The organism is Aeromonas sp. S2(2024) (assembly GCF_041402505.1).
GTDB classification, from domain to species: domain Bacteria; phylum Pseudomonadota; class Gammaproteobacteria; order Enterobacterales; family Aeromonadaceae; genus Aeromonas; species Aeromonas media.
In genome coordinates, this window is sequence record NZ_JBGLRL010000020.1 from 55059 (window position 1) to 73985 (window position 18927).

Sequence of the window (18927 nt, forward strand, 5' to 3'; positions counted from 1 at the left end):
CAGGCCCAGTTGCACAACTCGCCTCTCTATGCCGCCATCGACCTCGGCTCCAACAGCTTTCACATGCTGGTGGTGCGCGAGGTCGCCGGTGCCCTGCGCACCGTCACCAAGGTCAAGCGCAAGGTTCGCCTCGCCGCCGGTCTCGATCCGGAATTTCGTCTCAGCCGTGCCGCCATGGAGCGGGGATGGGACTGTCTGCGCCTGTTCTCCGAGCAGTTGCAGGACATTCCGTCCGACAACATCCGGGTGGTGGGTACCGCCACCTTGCGCCTCGCCACCAACGTCGATGAGTTCCTCAGCGAAGCGGAACGGGTACTCAACCACAGCATCGAGATCATCTCGGGCGAGGAAGAGGCCAAGACCATCTATGAAGGGGTCTCCTGGACCTCTGCCGGGGAAGGCAACCGGCTGGTGATCGACATCGGCGGCGCCAGTACCGAACTGGTGATCGGCGAGCACAGCGAAGCAAAACTGCTCAACAGCCTGCACATGGGCTGCGTCACCTGGCTCAACAATCATTTCGGTGACGGTGAGCTCTCCGAGGCCCGTTTCCAGCAGGCCATTGCCGCCGCCAAGGCGGTGCTGGAGAAGGTGGCGGAAGATTACCGCGCCCTCGGCTGGCGCACCTGCGTCGGCGCCTCAGGCACGGTGCAAGCGCTGCAGGAGATCATGCTGGCGCAAGGGAAGAGCGAGCGGGTCACCCTGCCGAAGTTGCAGGAGCTGATGGGTCAGGCCATCGCCTGTGGCAAGCTGGATCAACTTCAGCTGGAAGGGCTGGCGGCCGAGCGACTGACCGTGTTCCCCTCCGGCCTCGCCATCCTGATCGCCATCTTCGAGACCTTGGGGATAGAGAGCATGACCCTGGCGGGCGGCGCCCTGCGGGAAGGCCTGATCTACGGTCTGCTCGGCAACAATCACGACTGTGATGCCCGGGACAGAACCGCCGACAGCCTGATCAGCCGCTATCAGCTGGATAAAGAGCACGCCGAGCGGGTACGCGATACCGCCGTCCTGGCTTTCACCCAGTTACAGCCGGCCTGGCGTCTCTCCAAGCGTTACGGACGCCCGATCCTGCGTTATGCGGCTCTGCTGCACGAGATCGGCCTCTGCATCGAGTACAAGAAGGCGCCGCAACACGCTGCCTACATCATCGACAACATCGACATGCCGGGCTTCACCCCCGCGCAGAAGAAGCTGCTGTCGGCCCTGCTGTTCAACCAGCGGGACGACTTCAAGCTGGATACCCTGGAAAAACAGGGCGCCGTCACCGGTCGCCAGGCGATCCGGCTGGCCCGCATCCTGCGCATCGCGCTGATCCTCTGCATGCGCCGCACCCAGGGCACTGTGCCCAGCTTCACCCTGCAGGCCGAGGAGGAGTCACTGACTCTGACTCTGCCCAAGGGATGGATGGACGAACATTACCTGCGCGCCAGCGAACTGCGACTCGAAATGGAACGCCAGCAGAAGATGGGCTGGCCCACCCGCGTGCAGGAAGCCTGATTGGGCGCCACGCGCCCACTCTGCTCCTTTTCCCATCTGTTCCGACAATCTCTTTCGCAGCCAGGTTCGGCACCATTCAAGGCCTTTCCTTTGATTTTATTTAATTTTTAACCAAACCCCGGATCTCCGTTCCCTCCAGCCATCTAGCCTCTATCGCCAGCTCGGCTAGAGTTGGATTGTCTCTCCCATAGGAACGGAAACCATGAAACATTTGACCCTGATCGGCCTGACCGCCCTGCTGACCGCCTGTGGTGGCGGCAGCGACAGCAACGACAACCCACAGAACGCCCAGATGTCCCTGGCCTTCTCCGACGCCCCGGTGGATTCGGTCAGCAAGGTCTGCATCGCCGTTTCCAACATCAGCATCCATCCCGTCTCAGGCACAGAGCAGGCATGGAGCACCGCCAGCTTCCTGACCTCGGCCCAGGACGATGGCTGCACGCCGGCAGGGGAACTCATCCCCCTCGACAGCTCGGGACACCCGTTGTTTACCTACATCGACCTGCTGAAATACCCGGGCTCCGCCAGCCGCCCCCTGCTGGCCAGCCAGAGCGTGGTTCCCGGCGAATACAGCCAGATGCGGCTGCGGGTCCTGGATGGCCGGGATGCGGGCAACCAGTTTCTGGATGGCACCCCCTACTCCTACGTCAGGCAGGATGATGGTGTGATCAAGCCGCTGGAGGTCCCCAGCAATGAACTAAAGCTGGATGCCTTCACCATTGCCGCCAACGGTCTCAGCGCCTTCACCACCGAGTTCGACCTGCGTCACTCCATGGTATTGCCGGGCCATGAGGAGTATTACAAGCTCAAACCCAGAGGCGTGCGTCTGGTGAACAATACCGAGGTAGCGACCGTCAGTGGCACTGTGGCCGAGGGGCTCTGCGGTGGTCTGCTGACCGACAAGGCCTTCGTCTACTTCTACGACGAGTTGCGGCCGGTGGGGGATGATGCCTATCCCGACATGGCCGACCTCGACAACGGCTTCTATGCTAGCGCCCCCGTACTGCCCCTGGCTGGTGGTGGCTACGGCTACGAGCTGGGCTTCGTGAACCTCGGCAATTACGACATGACGCTGGTCTGCAACGGCGACGAGGATGATCCGGAACTGGCCGGCGACCCGCTGCAACTGGAGCAGGTGCTGAAGGCTCAGGCGGTGGTGGCTCCCACCACCAGCATCAACTTCCAGTAACGGGCCAGGGGATCAGGAGCGAGAAGCATCATGGCTGACTATCAACCCATCAGCTGTGACCTCTACGACTGGCTCGAGATCGCCGCCCGCTGGCAACTGCCGGTGACCCTCGCCAGCCGCGACGGTCGCAGGTGGGATGACAGGGTTCGCACCATAGAGGCCAGTGACGGCGTCGAGTATCTGCTGCTGGAGAGCGGTGAGCGCTTCAGCCTCGTCGATCTGGCGACCCTGGATCTCGTCTGGCAGGGGGAAGCGCGGCATATCCGCTTCGCCCCCACCAGCTGACCTCAAGGTAAAAAGGAGGGCCAACATGATGTTGGCCCTCCTTTTTTGTATCTCGACCCCGGCTGGCCTTAACCCGCCAGCGCCGCCATCACATAGACGTCGAAGCGGTTGCTCTTGGTCTCGATGGCCATGCTGGGTTTGTGCTCGTTGAGCCAGCCCGCGTAGTCCGGCCGCTTCACCACCACCCGCTTGTCCGCCATCTGCAGTGCCGCCGGCAGCAGGGCATCCGCATCAAGATCCGGCCCCACCAGGGACTGGAACACCCGCATCTCCTTTTTCACCAGCGCCGACTTCTGCTTGTGGGGGAACATGGGGTCCAGGTAGATGACCTCGGGCCGCTCGGGCAACGCCAGCAGGTTGTCTACCGCAGGCCCCTGCAGGAGATGCATGCGCTCGCTGACCCAGGAGCCTATCTCGGGATCCTGCGCCGCCCGCGCCAGGCCGTCCTGCAACAGGGCCCCCACCACGGGGCTGCGCTCGATCAGGGTCACCTTGCAGCCGAGAGAGGCCAGCACGAAAGCATCGCGGCCGAGCCCGGCGGTGGCATCCACCACGGTCGGCATGGCTCCGGATTTCAGCCCCACCGCCTTGGCGATGGATTGGCCGCGGCCACCACCGAACTTGCGCCTGTGGGCCACGGCCCCTTCCACGAAGTCCACATAGACGGCGCCAAGCTTGGGTTCGTCCAGCTTGCGCAGCTCCAGCCGCGCGTCAGTCAGCACCAGCGCAAAAGGGGCGGGAAACTCCACCTCGGCCAGATGCAGTCGCAGGGCGTCCAGCTCGCCATCGCGGGCGGGCACTTCACTGAAAACCTGGATATGGGGCATAACGAAGACTCATGGCGGCACGGAAGCGGGCATGATAGCAGAAGCAGGGGATCAGCTCACCGTGGTCAGGTTGGCCAGGTTCATCCCCTGGCGGTTGAGGGTCAGGTATTCCACCAGATCGTCATAGGGCAGCGGGCGGCTGAGCAGATAGCCCTGGGTGAAGGCACAGCCCTTCTGACACAGGAAGTTGAGCTGCTCCCGGGTCTCCACCCCCTCGATCACCACCTGCATGCCGAGGTTGTGCACTATGTTGATGATGCCGTCCAGCAGCAACCTGTCCTGCTCGTTGAAGGGGATGTGGCGCACGAAGGAGCGATCGATCTTGACCAGATCCACCGGGAAGGTGCGCAGGTAGTTGAGCGCCGAGTAGCCGGTGCCGAAGTCGTCGATTGCCAGCTTGCAGCCCGCCTCGCGCAGGGCATCGATCCGCACCCTGTGCTGATCGCTGCTCTCCATCAACAGGGACTCGGTGATCTCTATGATGATGTCCGCCGGGTCCAGGTCGAAGTGACGGATCACCCTGAGCCACTCGTTCGCCTCGGGATCAATTGTCTGGAACTCCAGGGTGGAGCGGTTGATGGACATCTGCAGATCAGGGAAGCCGGACTTCTGCAGCCGGGCCAGATCCCGGCACGACTGCCAGAGCACCAGCGCCCCCAATCCCTGGATGAGCCCCGCCTCCTCCGCCAGCGGAATGAAGTCCGCCGGTGAGACCTGTCCCCAGTGGGGGTGATACCAGCGCACCAGGGCCTCCAGCTTGGCGACCCGACCACTGCGATTGTCCCAGATGGGCTGATAGGCCATGGTCAGCTGCGCCAGCTTGATGGCCTCCGCCAGATCCTGCTGCATCTGGTGGCGCTGGCTCACCTCTTCGCGCATGGAGGCGCTGTAGGTACCGAGGGAGCGTCCCTGCCGCTTGGCAACGAACAGCGCCTGCTCGGCGTTGCGCAGCAGCTCGTCACCATCACCGCCGTCATAGGGACAGAGGGTTATGCCCATGGTCGCCGTCACATAGAGATGCTGGTTCGCCAGCATGAAGGGCCGGGCAAAGCCGCCGATCACCTGCTTGGCGAACACCTCGGCCTGGCGCCGGTTGACGATGCCTGGCACCAGAAAGGCAAACTCGTCGCCGCCGATGCGGGCCACCAGATCCTCGGTGCGCACCCGGCTCACCAGCCGATCCGACACCTCGCGCAACAGGGCGTCGCCGACATGGTGATCCATGCTGTTGTTGACCGCCTTGAAGTTGTTGAGATCCAGCACCATCAGGGCGAAGCGCTCCCCCCGCTCGCAGAAGCGGGTGAGGCAGCGACCAAACAACCAGCGGTTCGGCAGCCCGGTGAGGTTGTCGTAGTTCGCCTGGGCGGCGATCTTCTGCTCCGCCAGCTTGGTCTGGGAGAGATCGCTGAAGATGGCGATGTACTGGCTGATCCGCCCCCCCTCGCGCAAGGCGCTGATCATCAGCTGCTGAGGATAGAGTTTGCCGTTCTTGCGCTTGTTCCACACTTCACCACGCCAGATCCCTACGCGCTCGAGGGCGTGATACATGTCGGCGTAGAAGGTCTGATCGTGCAGCCCGGACTTGAGCATGCTGGGGCGCTGGCCGCAGGCCTCCTCCTCGCTGTAGCCGGTGATCTTCTCGAACGCCGGGTTCACCGAGATGATGCGGCTGTCGGCGTCGCACACCAGGATCGCCTCGGAGAGGTTGTCATAGACCCGGTGGGAGAGCTTGAGCTGTTCCGCATGGCGCTTCATGGGGTCGATATTCTCCAGCACCACCATCAGGTAGTCGGGATGCATCTGCTCGTTGCGGATCAGGGTCACCGTCACCCGGCCCCACAGCACGGAGCCATCCCGGTGCAGGTAGCGCTTCTCCTGGGTAAAGGCGGGGCGCTCTCCCCGCTTGAGCCCATCGTAGAGAGGGATGCTGGTCAGCCAGTCGTCGGGGTGGTTGAGCTCGGCGACGGTGAGCTGCTGCAGCTCCTGCTGGCTGTAACCCAGCATCTTTTCGATGGCCGGATTGACCCAGAGGATCCTGCCGTTCAGGTCGAGTTTGCCGATGCCGACCGGCGCATGGGACATCATGGTGTCCAGGAAGTGGGAATATTCCGGCTGAGCTGGTGACGGCGCCAGCAACTGCTGCTGATACATCAGGGCCAGTTCACGGCCGGCGAGCGGCGCCAACAGGCGCAGCAACCCCATGATCTTGTCCATTCTGGGGGTGGCCCGCTTGAACATGACGCTGCACAACCCCAGCGTCTCGCCCTCGGCGCTCTTCAGTGCAACGCCGGCATAACTCCTGACCTGGCAGCGCTCCAGCACGGCTGCATGGGGGAACAGCTCCCGGGTGCGATCGCTGAACCAGGCTTCCCCCTGTTGCATGACGATCTCACCCGGGGTATCCGCGAGAGGGAAGCTGTAGGAGTTGATGTCGAGGGAGGCGGGATAGGCGGCATGCACGGTAAAGAAGAGCCCGGCCTGATCCTTGCCTGAAATCAGGACGAAGTCAGCCCCGACCGCGTTGGCGATTTCACTCACAAAGGTATCGAAATATCCCTGACCACTCGAATGAGACAGGCTTGAGATGATTTGATAGACAGACTCGAGTGCTCGCCTCATGGCAAGGTTCTTTCTCTCCCAGGAAGGTAGAACCCGACTCTACTGAAGAGGCGGGGACAGTGCAAACATGCACTCCGCAAGATATTAAAAAGCCTTGAAAAAAGGGACCAAAAGGTCCCTTTTTCTCTCAAAAATCACGTTTCGATCCCACTATGCCGCAAATGTGTACCTGCTTGAAGCTCTCACCATCGAGCGGTAAAGCATCCAGTTGGGGCTCTCGCCCGCAGCATAGACGGCGCCTCACGCGGCGATCCCGCTGTGGCGCAGCAAGGCATCCACCTTGGGCTCGCGGCCGCGGAAGGCACGGAACAGCTCCATCGGCTCTTTCGAGCCACCCTTCTCGAGAATGTTTTTCAGGAAGGATTGGCCGGTGGCCGGATTGAAGATCCCCTCCTCCTCGAAGCGGGAGAAGGCATCTGCGGAGAGCACCTCGGCCCACTTGTAGCTGTAGTAGCCCGCCGCATAACCCCCGGCGAAAATGTGGGAGAAGCTGTGCTGGAAGCGGTTGAACGCCGGCGGCGTCATCACCGCCACCTGGCTGCGCACTTCGCTCAGCAAGGCCGGGGTCTGCTCCGGATTGGCCGGGTCAAACTCCCGGTGCAGGCGGAAGTCGAACAGGGCGAACTCCAGCTGACGCAGCATCTGCATCGCCGCCTGGAAGTTGCGGGCAGTCAGCATCTTCTCCAGCAGATCCGCAGGCAGCGGCTCGCCGGTCTCGTGATGGCCGGAGATGAAGGCCAGCGCCTCGGACTCCCAGCACCAGTTCTCCAGGAACTGGCTCGGCAGTTCCACTGCGTCCCAGGCCACACCGTTGATGCCGGCGACACCGGCCACGTCGATGCGGGTCAGCATGTGGTGAATGCCGTGGCCGAACTCGTGGAACAGGGTGACCACCTCGTTGTGGGTGAACAGGGCGGGTTTGCCGTCCACCGGGCCGTTGAAGTTGCAGGTCAGGTAGGCCACCGGCTTTTGCAGGGAGCCATCCTGACGGTAGCGACGGCCGAGGCAGACATCCATCCAGGCGCCGCCCTGCTTGTGTTCGCGAGCATAGAGGTCGAGGTAGAAGCTGCCGCGCAGCTCGTCCTCGGCATCGAAGATATCGTAGAAGCGCACGTCCGGGTGCCAGGTGTCGATACCGAGGCGCTCGCGCACCTTGATGCCAAATACCCGTCTCACCACCTCGAACAGTCCCTTCACCACCTTGCTGGCGGGGAAGTAGGGGCGCAACTGCTCGTCGGAGATGGAGAACTTGTGCTGCTTGAGCTTCTCGGCGTAGTAAGCGAGATCCCAGGCCGCCAGCTCGCTCTGACCGTGTTGCTCGGCGGCGAAGGCGCGGATCTCTTCGAGCTCGGCCTTGCCCTGCGGCAGGGACTTGGCCGCCAGATCGGTGAGGAAGTTCACCACCTGCTCGGGCTTGTCCGCCATCTTGGTGGCCAAGGAGAGCTCGGCGTAGTTGGCAAAGCCGAGCAGTTGGGCCAGCTCGCGACGCAGGGTGAGCAGCTCGCTCATGATGGCGGAGTTGTCCCACTTGCCGGCATTGGGGCCCTGATCCGAGGCGCGGGTAGTGAAGGCCTCATACAGTTCGGCGCGCAATGCACGGTTGTCGGCATACATCATCACCGGCAGGTAGGAGGGAATATCCAGGGTGAACAGCCAGCCCTGCTGACCCTTCTGCTCCGCCAGCTGGCGGGCGGCGGCCTGCGCACTCTGCGGCAGACCGGCCAGCTCGGCCTCGTCGGTCACCAGCTTGCTCCAGCCCTGGGTCGCGTCCAGCACATTGTTGCTGAAGCGGGAGGCCAGCTCGGAGAGGCGGGCCTGGATCTCGCCGTAGCGCTGCTGCGCCTCGGTGGGCAGACCGATACCGGACAGGCGGAAGTCGCGCAGGGTATTGAGGATCTCCTTGCGCTGGGCACCACTCAACAAGGGGAAATCGTCGCTCTCGGAGAGCGTCAGGTAGGCCTGATAGAGGCCTTCATGCTGACCGACATAGGTCTGGAATTCGGACAGCAGCGGCAGGCAGGCGTCATGGGCGGCGCGCAGCGCCTCGCTGTTGAGCACGGCGTTGAGGTGGCTGACCGGCGACCAGATTCGAGACAGGCGGTCGTTGACCTCTTCCAGCGGGGCGATCAGGCTGTCCCAGGTGTGGGGATCCCGCTGAGCCAGCACATCCTCAATCTTCTGTTTGCAATCGGCGATGGCCTGCGTCACGGCAGCTTGCACCTGATCGGGCTGGATCTGGCTGAAAGGGGGCAGCGAGTCCATTGTCAGCAAAGGGTTAGTCATCTGCGGTACCTCTAAATGCTCTGCAGCCCCTGCCGTCCAGAAGCCTGCTTGGACCATCTAAGATGTAGGCAGAAACCCCATTTATCAAGCCTTTGCCGCCCAGAGCCGGGTCTGCTGCCCACATTTCGCAAAAACCTGCTCATTAATGCAGCAATTCGGCGTCCGGAGACGACAATGCCGGCACTTTGGCCGGCATTGTGGGGCATGGACGCTACCCGCCTCAGCGTTGGGCGTCCTCTTTCAACCACTGGGCTACCCGCTTGGCGAAGTAGGTGAGGATGCCGTCGGCACCGGCCCGCTTGAAGCAGAGCAGGGACTCCAGCACGCACTCCTTCTCCTTGAGCCAGCCATTCTGGATCGCCGCCATGTGCATGGCGTACTCGCCGCTCACCTGGTAGGCGAAGGTCGGCACCCCGAACTGATCCTTCACCTGACGGATCACGTCCAGGTAGGGCATGCCCGGCTTGACCATGACGCTGTCGGCCCCTTCGGCGATATCCAGCGCCACCTCGTGCAATGCCTCGTTGCCGTTGGCCGGATCCATCTGGTAGGTCGCCTTGTTGCTCTTGCCGAGGTTGGCGGCGGAGCCTACCGCATCGCGGAACGGGCCGTAGTAGCTGGAGGCGTACTTGGCGGAGTAGGCCATGATCTGGACGTTGACGAAGCCGTTCTCTTCCAGTGCGGCACGGATCGCCCCGATGCGGCCATCCATCATGTCGGACGGCGCCACTATGTCGGCCCCGGCGGCGGCGTGGGAGAGCGCCTGCTTCACCAGGATCTCGGTGGTGATGTCGTTCTGCACATAGCCTTCGTCATCGATGATGCCGTCCTGACCATGGGTGGTGAAGGGATCCAGCGCCACGTCGGTGATGACACCCAGCTCCGGGAAGCGAGCCTTGAGGGCACGGGTGGCCCGCTGGGCCAGCCCATCCGGGTTGTAGGCCTCTTCCGCCAGCAGACTCTTCTGCGCCAGCGGCGTCACCGGGAACAAGGCGATGGCGGGTACGCCGAGGGCCACCAGCTCTTCGGCTTCCGCCAGCAGCAGATCGATGGATAGCCTGTCCACCCCCGGCATGGAAGCGACGGCCTCACGCTGACCCTCCCCCTCCAGCACGAACACCGGATAGATGAGATCGTTGACGGTCAGCTGGTTCTCGCGCACCAGACGACGGCTGAAATCATGTTTGCGCACCCGGCGCAGGCGGCGACCCGGAAAGGCGCCCGGAAGAGTTATGGCCATGAATCACTCCAAAAGAGGAAGTTGGAAAAATGCGGCGGAGGTGGCCCGGGTATGGGCCAGCAAGGCCTCGGGCGCTTCACCACGGCAGGCCGCCACCACTTGGGCGATGTGCGGCAAAAAAGCGGGTTCGTTGCGTTTCGGTCTGGGTTTCAGATCCCTTGGCACCAGATAGGGAGCATCGGTCTCGATCATCAGCCGACCGGCGGGAATGCGCGCCACCTGCTCGCGCAGCAACTGGCCGCGGCGCTCGTCGCACAGCCAGCCGGTCACCCCGATATGCAGCCCCAGCGCCAGGCACTGGTCCAGCTCCTCATCCGACCCAGTGAAGCAGTGCAGCACAGCTCCCGGCAGCCTGGGCAACCAGGGACGGAGGATCTCGATGAAACGGGCATGGGCATCACGGCAGTGGAGAAACACCGGCATCCCGAGCTCGGCGGCCAGCTCCAGCTGGGCGTCGAATACCGCATCCTGCACCGGACGGGGGGAGAAGTCGCGGTTGTAGTCGAGGCCGCACTCGCCGATGGCCACCACCTGCGGCAGCGCCGCCAGCGTGCGCAAGGCGGGCAAAGTCTGTTCATCCACGCTCTTGGCATCATGAGGATGAACCCCGGCGGTGGAGAAGCAGTAACCGGGCCATTCGGCGGCCTGCTCCGCGCTCTCGCGGCTGCCGGCCAGATCGGTGCCGGTCAGGATCAGCGCCTCTACCCCGGCGGCGCGGGCGCGGGCCACCAGGTCGGCCTGTTCGCCTGCAAACTGGCTGCTGGTCAGGTTTACACCGATGTCGATCATGAGGTTAGCGGGTCCGAATAAAAGGAAGACATATCAGGTATTTGAAAACCATCTACTCAATGGGGCCTTACCATACGCCTCGAACGGATGCATGAAAAGAGGAAGGGAGCCTCAGCTCCCCTCTTCCGGTTGTTCCTGCTCCTCCTCGTCCTCTTTCTTCACATAGAAGCGGGCGAAGAACAGACCTATCTCCCACAGGGCCCACATGGGGATCGCGAGCAGGGTCTGGGAGAAGACATCGGGCGGGGTCAGCAGCATGCCGACCACGAACACCCCGACGATGACGTAGGGACGCTTCTCTTTCAGGCTCTTGGGGGTGGTGACCCCGGTCCAGCACAGCAGTATGGTGGCCACCGGTATCTCGAACGCCACCCCGAACGCGAAGAACAGGGTCAGCACGAAGTCCAGATAGCTGGCAATGTCGGTCGCCACCGTCACCCCGGCGGGGGCCGTGCTGGTGAAGAAGCCGAACACCAGGGGGAACACCACGTAATAGGCGAACGCCATGCCGGCATAGAAGAGCACGGCACTGGAAGCCACCAGCGGCATGACGAGGCGTCGTTCGTGCTGGTACAGGCCAGGGGCGATGAAGGCCCAGGCCTGATAGAGCAGATAGGGGATGGCCAGGAAGAAGGAGACCACCAGGGTCAGCTTGATGGGCGTGATGAAGGGGGTCGCCACATCCGTCGCTATCATGCTGGTCCCTTCAGGCAGCTGGCTGAGCAGCGGCCGGGCTACGAAGTCGTAGATGTCGTTGGAGAAATAGATGAGCGCGACGAACGCCAGCAGGATAGCCACCAGGGCTCGCATCAGCCTGGTTCTCAACTCGATCAGATGACTGATCAGGGGTTGCTCGGCCTGACTCATGGCTTCACCTCCCCTTTGCCAGCCGACTCGCTGACTGGCTCGCTCTCGCGCTGGCTGTTGACCGGCGGCACCGCGGTCAGCTGCACCGCAGGCGCCACCGGGGCGACGGGTTCAGCCTGGGCGACCGGATCGGGGCGTGGCGGGCGGATCTCGTTCTGCGCTTCCTGCTGTGGCTGATAGGGACGGTTCACCGACTGAGCCGCCGCCTTCAACTGCTCGATGGACTCCTGCAGCTCTGGACTCAGGTTGTTCATCTGCAACTGCTCGGCCTTCTTCAGATCATTGTGCAGCTCTTGCAACTTGAGCTCCTGCTCCAACTCTGTCTTGACCGAGTTGGCGGTACTGCGGATCAGCCTGATCCAGTGGCTGGCGGTACGGATGGCGACCGGCAACCGCTCTGGTCCCAGCACCACCAGTGCGACGACACCGATGACGACCAGTTCCCAAAAACCGATGTCGAACATGGCTTAGGCCTGATCTTTGTCTTTCTGCTTGGCGGTCTCGGCACTGCTGGCCGTCTCGTTCAGCTGCTTGGCCGGAAACTCCGCATCCTTCTGCTCAGGCTTGGCATCGGCCGGATCATCGGACAACGCCTTCTTGAACCCCTTCACCGCCGCCCCCAGATCGCCACCGATACCGCGCAGCTTCTTGGTACCGAACAGCAGCACGACAATGACTGCGATGATCAACAATTGCCAAATACTGATACCACCCATGACTTTCTCTCCAGGATAGGCGCCTGATGGCGCAGTTTAATTAATGAATGCGGGTCTTCAACCAGCCCAGCAGCCAGCATAACCCAGCGCCGGCGAGACTGATTTGTCCCCACTCAATATGTTGTTTCTGGGTCAGCAAGAATACACCCACCAACAGTAGGCTGGCTCCCACCCCTAAGAGGTAGCGGGCCTGCCCCTGACGGCGGCTGTGCAGGCGAAAATCGGCGAACATCTGCTCGAAGTGGTGCTGCTGATGCCGCGCCTGGCGCAGGGTCTCGTAGACCAGCTCCGGCAGCTCCGGCAGCTTCTCCGCCCAGAAGGGGGCCTTCTCTCTGATCGCATTGAGCACCGCCTTGGGGCCCACCTGCTGGTGCATCCAGCTTTCCAGGTAGGGCTTGGCGGTCTGCCACAGGTCCAGCTGGGGATAGAGCTGACGCCCCAGCCCTTCCACATAGAGCAGGGTCTTCTGCAGCAACACCAGCTGGGGCTGTACCTGCATGTTGAAGCGACGGGCGGTGTTGAACAGGTTGAGCAACACGTGACCGAATGAAATTTCGGAGAGAGGCTTCTCGAAGATGGGTTCCAGCACGGTGCGGATGGCGAACTCGAACTCGTCCACCTTGGTGTCGGGCGGTACCCAGCCGGACTCCACGTGCAACTGCGCCACCCGTTGATAGTCACGGTTGAAGAAGGCGAGGAAGTTCTCCGCCAGATAGCGCTTGTCTTCCCGGTTCAGGGTGCCGACGATGCCGCAGTCGATGCCTATCCAGAGTGGATTCTCCGGGTGCTCATAGGAGACGAAGATGTTGCCGGGGTGCATGTCCGCATGGAAGAAGCTGTCACGGAACACCTGGGTGAAAAACACCTCCACCCCGCGCTCAGCCAGCAGCTTCATGTTGGTGCCGTTGGCCTCCAGCGCGGCGATGTCGGAGACCGGAATGCCGTAGATGCGCTCCATCACCAGCACCTGCTCGCGGCAGTGATCCGTGTAGACCTCGGGCACATAGAGCGCCTCCGAGCCGGTGAAGTTGCGCCTCAGCTGGATGGCGTTGGCGGCTTCGCGCATCAGGTTCAGCTCGTCGAGTATGGTCTTGCGGTACTCCTCCACCACCTCGACGGGGCGCAGTCGTGCGCTCTGGGGCACAAAACGGGCCACCAGACGGGCCAGCGCCTGCATCAGGCGCAGGTCGGCCTCGATGATGGGCTCGATGTCGGGACGGATCACCTTGATCACGATCTCCCGGCCATTCTCCTTCAGGCGGGCGGTATGCACCTGGGCAATGGAAGCAGACGCCAGCGGCGTCTCGTCGAAGTCGTCAAACAGGGTTTCGATGGAGCAGCCCAGGCTCGCCTCGATCTGGCGTCTGGCCTCCTGTCCGCAGAAGGGGGGCACCCTGTCCTGCAGCAGGGCCAGCTCCTCGGCGATGTCCGGCGGCAGCAGATCCCGGCGGGTCGACAGCATCTGGCCGAACTTGATGAAGATGGGGCCCAGGGCCTCGAAGGCGAGGCGAATGCGGGCGCCCCGGCACAGCTCAGGTTGCTTGTTCTTGAGCCAGAACAGGCTGCGGCGCACCAGGCGTCCTGGCCAGGGTTGATAACGGGCGGGAACCAGCTCGTCGATGCCCTGCTCCAACAGGATGCTGACGATGCGATAGAGGCGCTTGAACTCCTTCGGGGTCATCAGCTCACCTGTTGTTCGAGTCGTGCCAGCCGTAACTCGACCGCCTTCATCTGTTGTGCCAGCACCTCGACGTCGTCGTTGAAGCTGGCCACTTCCAGCGGGCCAGGGGCGAGACGGGCCTCCTCGGTGAGGAATTCGGCCAGCTGACGCTGGGAGCGGCACAGCTCGCGGCCTATCACGCGACGGGCCTGCCGGGCGCCGCCACACAGGGTATGAGCCAGCACGTCGCCGGTATAGCGCGACAGCTCCTCTTCCCAGTCGATGTCCAGCTCCCCCAGCAGGGCGCTGAAGGCTTGCACCAGTTGCGGGTCGCCGCTCAAGTCCAGCTTCTCCTCGCGGATATAGCGGGTCAGAGCGGAAGGGTCTTTCAGCAGGCCGATCGCCGTCAGCGAGAGGCTCAGCACGGCGTCGGGTTCCCCCTCATAGCGGGCCAGCACGTCCAGTCGACGCTCGGAGAAGACAAACCAGAGCGGCTTGAGCTCACGCAGCTCCAGCTTGAGCACCTTGCCCGCGAGCTTGCGCAGCCGTGCCGGACTCTGCTTGTCGAGATTGAGCAACTGGTTGAGGCTGGCTTCGATCACCGCGGTGACCATGGCATCCATCGGCATAGGCGACCTTAAAACTTGTAACCACGGTGCAGGGCGACCACACCCTGAGTCAGGTTGTAGAACTCCACCTGCTCGAAGCCGACCTGCTCCATCATGCCCGCCAGGGTCTGCTGATCCGGATGCATGCGAATGGATTCCGCCAGATACTTGTAGCTTTCTCCGTCGTTCGCGACGATTTCGCCCATTTTCGGCAGCAGTTTGAAGGAGTAGAGATCGTAGAGCTTGGCGATCACCTCGCTGGCGGGTTTGGAGAACTCCAGCACCAGCAGGCGACCACCCGGCTTGAGCACCCGGAACATGGAGGCCAGCGCCTTGTCCTTGTCGGTCACGTTGCGCAGGCCGAACCCTATGGTGATGACGTCGAAGTGATTGTCCGGGAAGGGCAGTGCCTCGGCATTGGCCTGCACGTAGGAGACGTTGTTCGCCACCCCCAGGTTGCGCAGCTTGTCGCGACCCACCTTGAGCATGGAGTCGTTGATGTCCGCCAGCACCACCTGGCCGGACTCGCCGACGATGCGGGAAAACTTGGCGGTCAGGTCGCCGGTGCCACCGGCCAGATCCAGCACCTTCTGACCCTTGCGCACACCGGAGCAGTCGATGGTGAAGCGCTTCCACAGGCGGTGAATGCCGAATGACATCAGATCGTTCATCAGATCATACTTGGCCGCCACCGAATGAAAGACGCCAGCCACCAGAGTTTCCTTCTCGGTCGCCGCCACGGTTTTATAGCCAAAATGCGTAGTATTAGTCTGTTCCGACATCCCTAAAACACCCATAGAGCAAAGAATGGCCGCCAGTTTACCAGAGCCGGTGACCCGCGGACACCTTAAACCCGGCTGGCAACCAACTGCATCCCCAGCATCACCATGGCCAGACAGAGGAACAGATTGAGACCGATATTGAGCAGTGCCTTCAGATAGGCTCCGTGTTGAGCCAGCACCACGGTATCGAGGGCAAAAGAAGAAAATGTGGTCAGGGCACCGAGGATACCCACCATCAGCAGTGGTTTCATGGGGTGTTCCACCACATGGCCCTGACTGATGAGCGCAAAAGCAATGCCCATGATGAAAGACCCCACCACGTTGACCACCAGAGTCCCGTAAGGAAAGTGGCGTCCCAGCAGCAGTGCCATCAACTCGGCGATACCAAAACGAAGGCAGGCGCCGATGGCGCCGCCTGCCGCGACAAATAACCAGGTTTGCATGGGGCAGCTCCATAAGTGTCAGGCCGACATTATGCAAAATGCCGGCAAGCTGGGATAGCTGGGCAATTAATCTGTGCGGGGGGACCACCTCATCGGCGAAAATCTACCGGCTCGATCTGCTCCAGATGAAGAGAGGTCTGGGCGGGGCGGGTCTGCGCAATCACGCGGCCGTGGCGGATGGAGTAGCGCACCTGCACCTGACGACGCACCGCATCGAAGCCGTTGTCGGCAGGCAGGATCAGCAAGTTGGCCGGTTTGCCCACCTCGATGCCATAGCGATCCTGCACGTTCAGGGTGCGGGCGCTGTGGCTGCTGATGAGCTTCAAGCCGTCGTTGATCTGCTCGTAGCCCATGATCTGGCAGACATGCAGCCCCATGTGCAGCACCTGCAACATGTTGGCCGTGCCCATGGGATACCAGGGATCGAACACATCGTCGTGACCGAAACAGACGTTGATGTTCGCCTCCAGCATCTCCTTCACCCGGGTGATGCCGCGGCGCTTGGGGTAGGTATCGAAACGTCCCTGCAGGTGAATGTTCACCAGCGGATTGGCCACGAAGTTGATGTCCGCCATCTTGAGCAGCCGGAACAGGCGGGAAGCATAGGCCCCGTTGTAGGAGTGCATGGCGGTGGTGTGGCTGGCGGTGACTCTATGACCGATACCGCGCTCGTAAGCCAGGGTCGCCAGGGTCTCGATGAAGCGAGACTGCTCGTCATCGATCTCGTCGCAGTGCACATCGACCAGAACCTGATACTTCTCGGCAAGATCGAAGATGTAGTGCAGACTTTCGACCCCATACTCCCGGGTAAACTCGAAATGGGGGATCGCGCCAATCACGTCGGCCCCCAGCTTGAGCGCCTCCTCCAGTAATGCCTTGCCGTTGGGATAGGAGAGGATCCCCTCCTGCGGGAAGGCGACGATCTGCAGCTCGACCCACGCCTTCATCTCTTCCCGCACTTCCAGCATCGCCTTCAGGGCAATCAGATTGGGGTCGGAGACATCGACATGGGTGCGGACGAACTGGATGCCGTTGGCGATCTGCCATTTCAGCGTCTGGATGGCGCGCCGCTTCACATCTTCGTGGGTCAGCAGCGCCTTGCGCTCGGCCCAGCGCTCGATCCCCTCGAACAGGGTGCCGGAGAGGTTCCAGCTCGGCTCGCCCGCCGTCTGGGTGGTATCGAGGTGAATATGGGGCTCGATAAAGGGCGCGATGGCCAATCCCCCCTCCCCGTCCAGCACCCGACCGGCGACTGCATGTTCGTCATGGGGTTCGATGGCGGTGATGACCCCATCCTGACAGCGGATCTGCCACAACCCTTCCCGATCGGCAAAACGAATATGTTGAATCAGCATTTGCTAGCTTCCTGTACCAGAACCGGTCGCTGGGTGAGGCGAACCAGAATGAAATAGATGAAGGCGGCGCCCAATACCGCGTTGAGTGGCACTATGCCTGGCAGCCATTTACCAACAGCCACCCCGACTGCCGTGGCGACCAGTGCCTGCCAACGTACCGCCTCGAACTGTTGATCGGCAAACTGGCGATAACGTTCACGATTGAGCAGGAAATCCATGATGATAATGCCACCGATCGGCGGGATTGCCGTACTCAAAAAGGCCAGCCAGCCGACAAAGTTGTTGTAGAGCCAGAGGGCACATGCGGTACCAATCAACCCGTTGATCACGCTGAGTGGCTTGCTCTTGAGGCCGGTAATGTTGGCAAAACCGAGGCCAGAGGCGTAGAGGGCGTTGTCGTTGGTGGTCCAGATATTGAGACCCAGCACCAGAATGGCGGGGATCAGCAGCCCTTGCATCAGCATCACTTCCGATATATCAGCCTGCCCGGTCACTGCCGCACCAGCCGCACCGAAGACGAACATCAGAGTGTTGCCCAAAAAAAACGCCACCATGGTAATCATGACGGCGCCCCAGGGTTTACGACCAAATCGAACAAAGTCGGCGGTCAAGGTTCCTGCACTGATAAAGGAACCGACCACCATGGTCAGCGCCGTGGAGAACTCGATGGGATTGCTTGGTTGCACTTGCTGCAACGCCGCCATGCCACCGGTCGAGGTCACCGCCAGCCAGACCGAGTAGCCACCAAGCAGTGCAATGGCTGGTACGGCGACAAAGCTCAGAACCATCAGAGCGGAGATCCCGAAGTAAACGGTTACCGTCATTAAAACACCCGAAATGGCGATCAGCCAGTTCACATCGATCCCGGTCGCCTTCTGCACCGGCAGCGCAAACATCGCCACGCCAACACCGAACCAGCCGACCTGAGTGCCACCCAGGAGTAAAGAAGGTAGCCAGGAACCTTTCACCCCAAAGGAGTAACGGGCCAGTAGGTGGGTAGAGAGACCGGTTGAAGCACCGATATAACCGAGACAGGCGGTATAGATCCCCAGCAACAAGTTGCCGATCAGTACCGCCTTGATGAAGTCATCGAACGCCAGCCCGGTACCCAGCGTCCCGCCAGTCCACATGCTGGCAGAGAAGAACGTCAAGCCTAGCATCACCAGCATCAGCGACAGCACACCTTTGCGCCCTTTGGCGGGAACCGCCCCCAAACAGTATTCATTATCCTGCGCCATGCTCTCTCTCCACGTAATAGGCAAAACGCGCCGGATTTTACAGGTAAAACGTTTTACGTCAATCAAGTACGGCCAAATATCTGGATAAAAATATCAATAGCAGTCAAGCGAGTAACATCAGCTTAAAAACGCTGATTGCAAGCATAGGGAGCATGGGACAAGGAATATCACAAGAAATGAAGAAACTGACAGAAACAAAAAAGCCTCCCTTTTCAGGGAGGCTTTCGTTTTCATGGTGCTGATACCCAGAGTCGAACTGGGGACCTCATCCTTACCAAGGATGCGCTCTACCAACTGAGCCATATCAGCACACTAACCAGTAAAGACCGCACTGTGTGCGCTATCTAAATCTCTTGTCCAACACAACCTGACGTTGTATCGCGACCAACCACATCGCTGTGATTGCTTAATTGAAGCCTGGCAGTGTCCTACTCTCGCATGGCGAATGCCACACTACCATCGGCGCTACCGCGTTTCACTTCTGAGTTCGGCATGGGATCAGGTGGTTCCACGGCGCTATGGCCGC

Annotated in this window: 17 protein-coding genes, 1 tRNA gene and 1 rRNA gene; 3 read left to right on the forward strand and 16 right to left on the reverse strand. The window is 61.5% G+C overall.

Going from position 1 to position 18927, the window contains the following annotated elements; all coding sequences use genetic code 11:
- Positions 1 to 9 precede the first annotated feature (9 nt).
- The 3 genes from gppA (at position 10) to ACB039_RS17365 (ending at position 2974) form a co-directional block, all read left to right on the forward strand.
- On the forward strand, positions 10 to 1500 hold the full coding sequence (gppA, locus tag ACB039_RS17355) for a guanosine-5'-triphosphate,3'-diphosphate diphosphatase (RefSeq protein ID WP_005328890.1): 1491 nt from the start codon (positions 10 to 12) through the stop codon (positions 1498 to 1500).
- A 202-nt stretch (positions 1501 to 1702) separates the two neighbouring features.
- Entirely contained in the window at positions 1703 to 2689 is a 987-nt protein-coding gene (locus ACB039_RS17360) for a DUF4382 domain-containing protein (protein ID WP_042648689.1), read from the forward strand.
- Positions 2690 to 2719: 30 nt separating this feature from the next.
- Complete coding sequence (locus ACB039_RS17365) at positions 2720 to 2974, forward strand: Rho-binding antiterminator (RefSeq protein ID WP_371166106.1); 255 nt, start codon at positions 2720 to 2722, stop codon at positions 2972 to 2974.
- A gap of 68 nt (positions 2975 to 3042) precedes the next feature.
- Here ACB039_RS17365 and ACB039_RS17370 read toward each other — a convergent pair whose 3' ends face one another.
- The 16 genes from ACB039_RS17370 to rrf form a co-directional block, all read right to left on the reverse strand.
- A complete protein-coding gene (locus ACB039_RS17370) occupies positions 3043 to 3801 on the reverse strand; it encodes a class I SAM-dependent methyltransferase (protein ID WP_371166107.1) in 759 nt (252 codons plus the stop codon).
- Between the two features lie 51 nt (positions 3802 to 3852).
- On the reverse strand, positions 3853 to 6420 hold the full coding sequence (locus ACB039_RS17375; protein WP_371166108.1) for an EAL domain-containing protein: 2568 nt from the start codon (positions 6418 to 6420) through the stop codon (positions 3853 to 3855).
- A gap of 240 nt (positions 6421 to 6660) precedes the next feature.
- Positions 6661 to 8703 carry an oligopeptidase A gene (gene prlC / locus ACB039_RS17380; RefSeq protein WP_042648692.1) on the reverse strand — a complete coding sequence of 681 codons (2043 nt, stop codon included), beginning with the start codon at positions 8701 to 8703 and terminating at the stop codon, positions 6661 to 6663.
- A gap of 220 nt (positions 8704 to 8923) precedes the next feature.
- Complete coding sequence (gene hemB / locus ACB039_RS17385; protein ID WP_005328874.1) at positions 8924 to 9943, reverse strand: porphobilinogen synthase; 1020 nt, start codon at positions 9941 to 9943, stop codon at positions 8924 to 8926.
- Positions 9944 to 9946: 3 nt separating this feature from the next.
- The gene (locus ACB039_RS17390; RefSeq protein ID WP_005328873.1) at positions 9947 to 10732 is read right to left on the reverse strand and encodes a TatD family hydrolase; all 786 of its coding nucleotides are present in this window, start codon (positions 10730 to 10732) and stop codon (positions 9947 to 9949) included.
- Positions 10733 to 10843: 111 nt separating this feature from the next.
- On the reverse strand, positions 10844 to 11599 hold the full coding sequence (gene tatC, locus ACB039_RS17395) for a twin-arginine translocase subunit TatC (protein WP_005328872.1): 756 nt from the start codon (positions 11597 to 11599) through the stop codon (positions 10844 to 10846).
- Positions 11596 to 12063: a Sec-independent protein translocase protein TatB gene (gene tatB, locus ACB039_RS17400; protein WP_005328871.1), complete on the reverse strand. Its 468-nt coding sequence runs from the start codon at positions 12061 to 12063 to the stop codon at positions 11596 to 11598. The genes tatC and tatB overlap by 4 nt, the downstream gene beginning before the upstream one ends.
- Positions 12064 to 12066: 3 nt before the next feature.
- Positions 12067 to 12315, reverse strand: a complete 249-nt coding sequence (gene tatA, locus ACB039_RS17405; RefSeq protein WP_025328841.1) for a Sec-independent protein translocase subunit TatA — start codon at positions 12313 to 12315, stop codon at positions 12067 to 12069.
- 40 nt (positions 12316 to 12355) lie between these two features.
- Positions 12356 to 13996 carry a ubiquinone biosynthesis regulatory protein kinase UbiB gene (gene ubiB / locus ACB039_RS17410; RefSeq protein WP_005328868.1) on the reverse strand — a complete coding sequence of 547 codons (1641 nt, stop codon included), beginning with the start codon at positions 13994 to 13996 and terminating at the stop codon, positions 12356 to 12358.
- Entirely contained in the window at positions 13996 to 14604 is a 609-nt protein-coding gene (locus tag ACB039_RS17415) for an SCP2 domain-containing protein (protein ID WP_139751633.1), read from the reverse strand. Before ACB039_RS17415 ends, ubiB begins: the two co-directional genes overlap by 1 nt.
- A gap of 8 nt (positions 14605 to 14612) precedes the next feature.
- Complete coding sequence (ubiE, locus tag ACB039_RS17420) at positions 14613 to 15365, reverse strand: bifunctional demethylmenaquinone methyltransferase/2-methoxy-6-polyprenyl-1,4-benzoquinol methylase UbiE (RefSeq protein ID WP_041206685.1); 753 nt, start codon at positions 15363 to 15365, stop codon at positions 14613 to 14615.
- A gap of 65 nt (positions 15366 to 15430) precedes the next feature.
- Positions 15431 to 15808: a fluoride efflux transporter CrcB gene (gene crcB / locus ACB039_RS17425; protein ID WP_005328863.1), complete on the reverse strand. Its 378-nt coding sequence runs from the start codon at positions 15806 to 15808 to the stop codon at positions 15431 to 15433.
- A gap of 89 nt (positions 15809 to 15897) precedes the next feature.
- Entirely contained in the window at positions 15898 to 17163 is a 1266-nt protein-coding gene (locus ACB039_RS17430) for a cytosine deaminase (protein ID WP_042648694.1), read from the reverse strand.
- Entirely contained in the window at positions 17157 to 18401 is a 1245-nt protein-coding gene (codB, locus tag ACB039_RS17435) for a cytosine permease (RefSeq protein ID WP_171269431.1), read from the reverse strand. The genes ACB039_RS17430 and codB overlap by 7 nt, the downstream gene beginning before the upstream one ends.
- 233 nt (positions 18402 to 18634) lie before the next feature.
- Positions 18635 to 18710: transfer RNA gene (locus ACB039_RS17440), tRNA-Thr, on the reverse strand.
- A gap of 106 nt (positions 18711 to 18816) precedes the next feature.
- Positions 18817 to 18927: ribosomal RNA gene (gene rrf, locus ACB039_RS17445) — 5S ribosomal RNA — on the reverse strand; the annotation flags it as partial.

Coding starts and splice junctions, on each gene's coding strand:
- tatC (WP_005328872.1), bottom strand. CDS start 11,599: ATGAGTCAGGCCGAGCAACCCCTGATCAGTCATCTGATCGAGTTGAGA.
- ACB039_RS17360 (WP_042648689.1), top strand. CDS start 1,703: ATGAAACATTTGACCCTGATCGGCCTGACCGCCCTGCTGACCGCCTGT.
- hemB (WP_005328874.1), bottom strand. CDS start 9,943: ATGGCCATAACTCTTCCGGGCGCCTTTCCGGGTCGCCGCCTGCGCCGG.
- ubiE (WP_041206685.1), bottom strand. CDS start 15,365: ATGTCGGAACAGACTAATACTACGCATTTTGGCTATAAAACCGTGGCG.
- crcB (WP_005328863.1), bottom strand. CDS start 15,808: ATGCAAACCTGGTTATTTGTCGCGGCAGGCGGCGCCATCGGCGCCTGC.
- tatA (WP_025328841.1), bottom strand. CDS start 12,315: ATGGGTGGTATCAGTATTTGGCAATTGTTGATCATCGCAGTCATTGTC.
- ACB039_RS17390 (WP_005328873.1), bottom strand. CDS start 10,732: ATGATCGACATCGGTGTAAACCTGACCAGCAGCCAGTTTGCAGGCGAA.
- ACB039_RS17370 (WP_371166107.1), bottom strand. CDS start 3,801: ATGCCCCATATCCAGGTTTTCAGTGAAGTGCCCGCCCGCGATGGCGAG.
- ACB039_RS17415 (WP_139751633.1), bottom strand. CDS start 14,604: ATGCCGATGGATGCCATGGTCACCGCGGTGATCGAAGCCAGCCTCAAC.
- codB (WP_171269431.1), bottom strand. CDS start 18,401: ATGGCGCAGGATAATGAATACTGTTTGGGGGCGGTTCCCGCCAAAGGG.
- prlC (WP_042648692.1), bottom strand. CDS start 8,703: ATGACTAACCCTTTGCTGACAATGGACTCGCTGCCCCCTTTCAGCCAG.
- tatB (WP_005328871.1), bottom strand. CDS start 12,063: ATGTTCGACATCGGTTTTTGGGAACTGGTCGTCATCGGTGTCGTCGCA.
- ACB039_RS17430 (WP_042648694.1), bottom strand. CDS start 17,163: ATGCTGATTCAACATATTCGTTTTGCCGATCGGGAAGGGTTGTGGCAG.
- ubiB (WP_005328868.1), bottom strand. CDS start 13,996: ATGACCCCGAAGGAGTTCAAGCGCCTCTATCGCATCGTCAGCATCCTG.
- ACB039_RS17375 (WP_371166108.1), bottom strand. CDS start 6,420: ATGAGGCGAGCACTCGAGTCTGTCTATCAAATCATCTCAAGCCTGTCT.
- ACB039_RS17365 (WP_371166106.1), top strand. CDS start 2,720: ATGGCTGACTATCAACCCATCAGCTGTGACCTCTACGACTGGCTCGAG.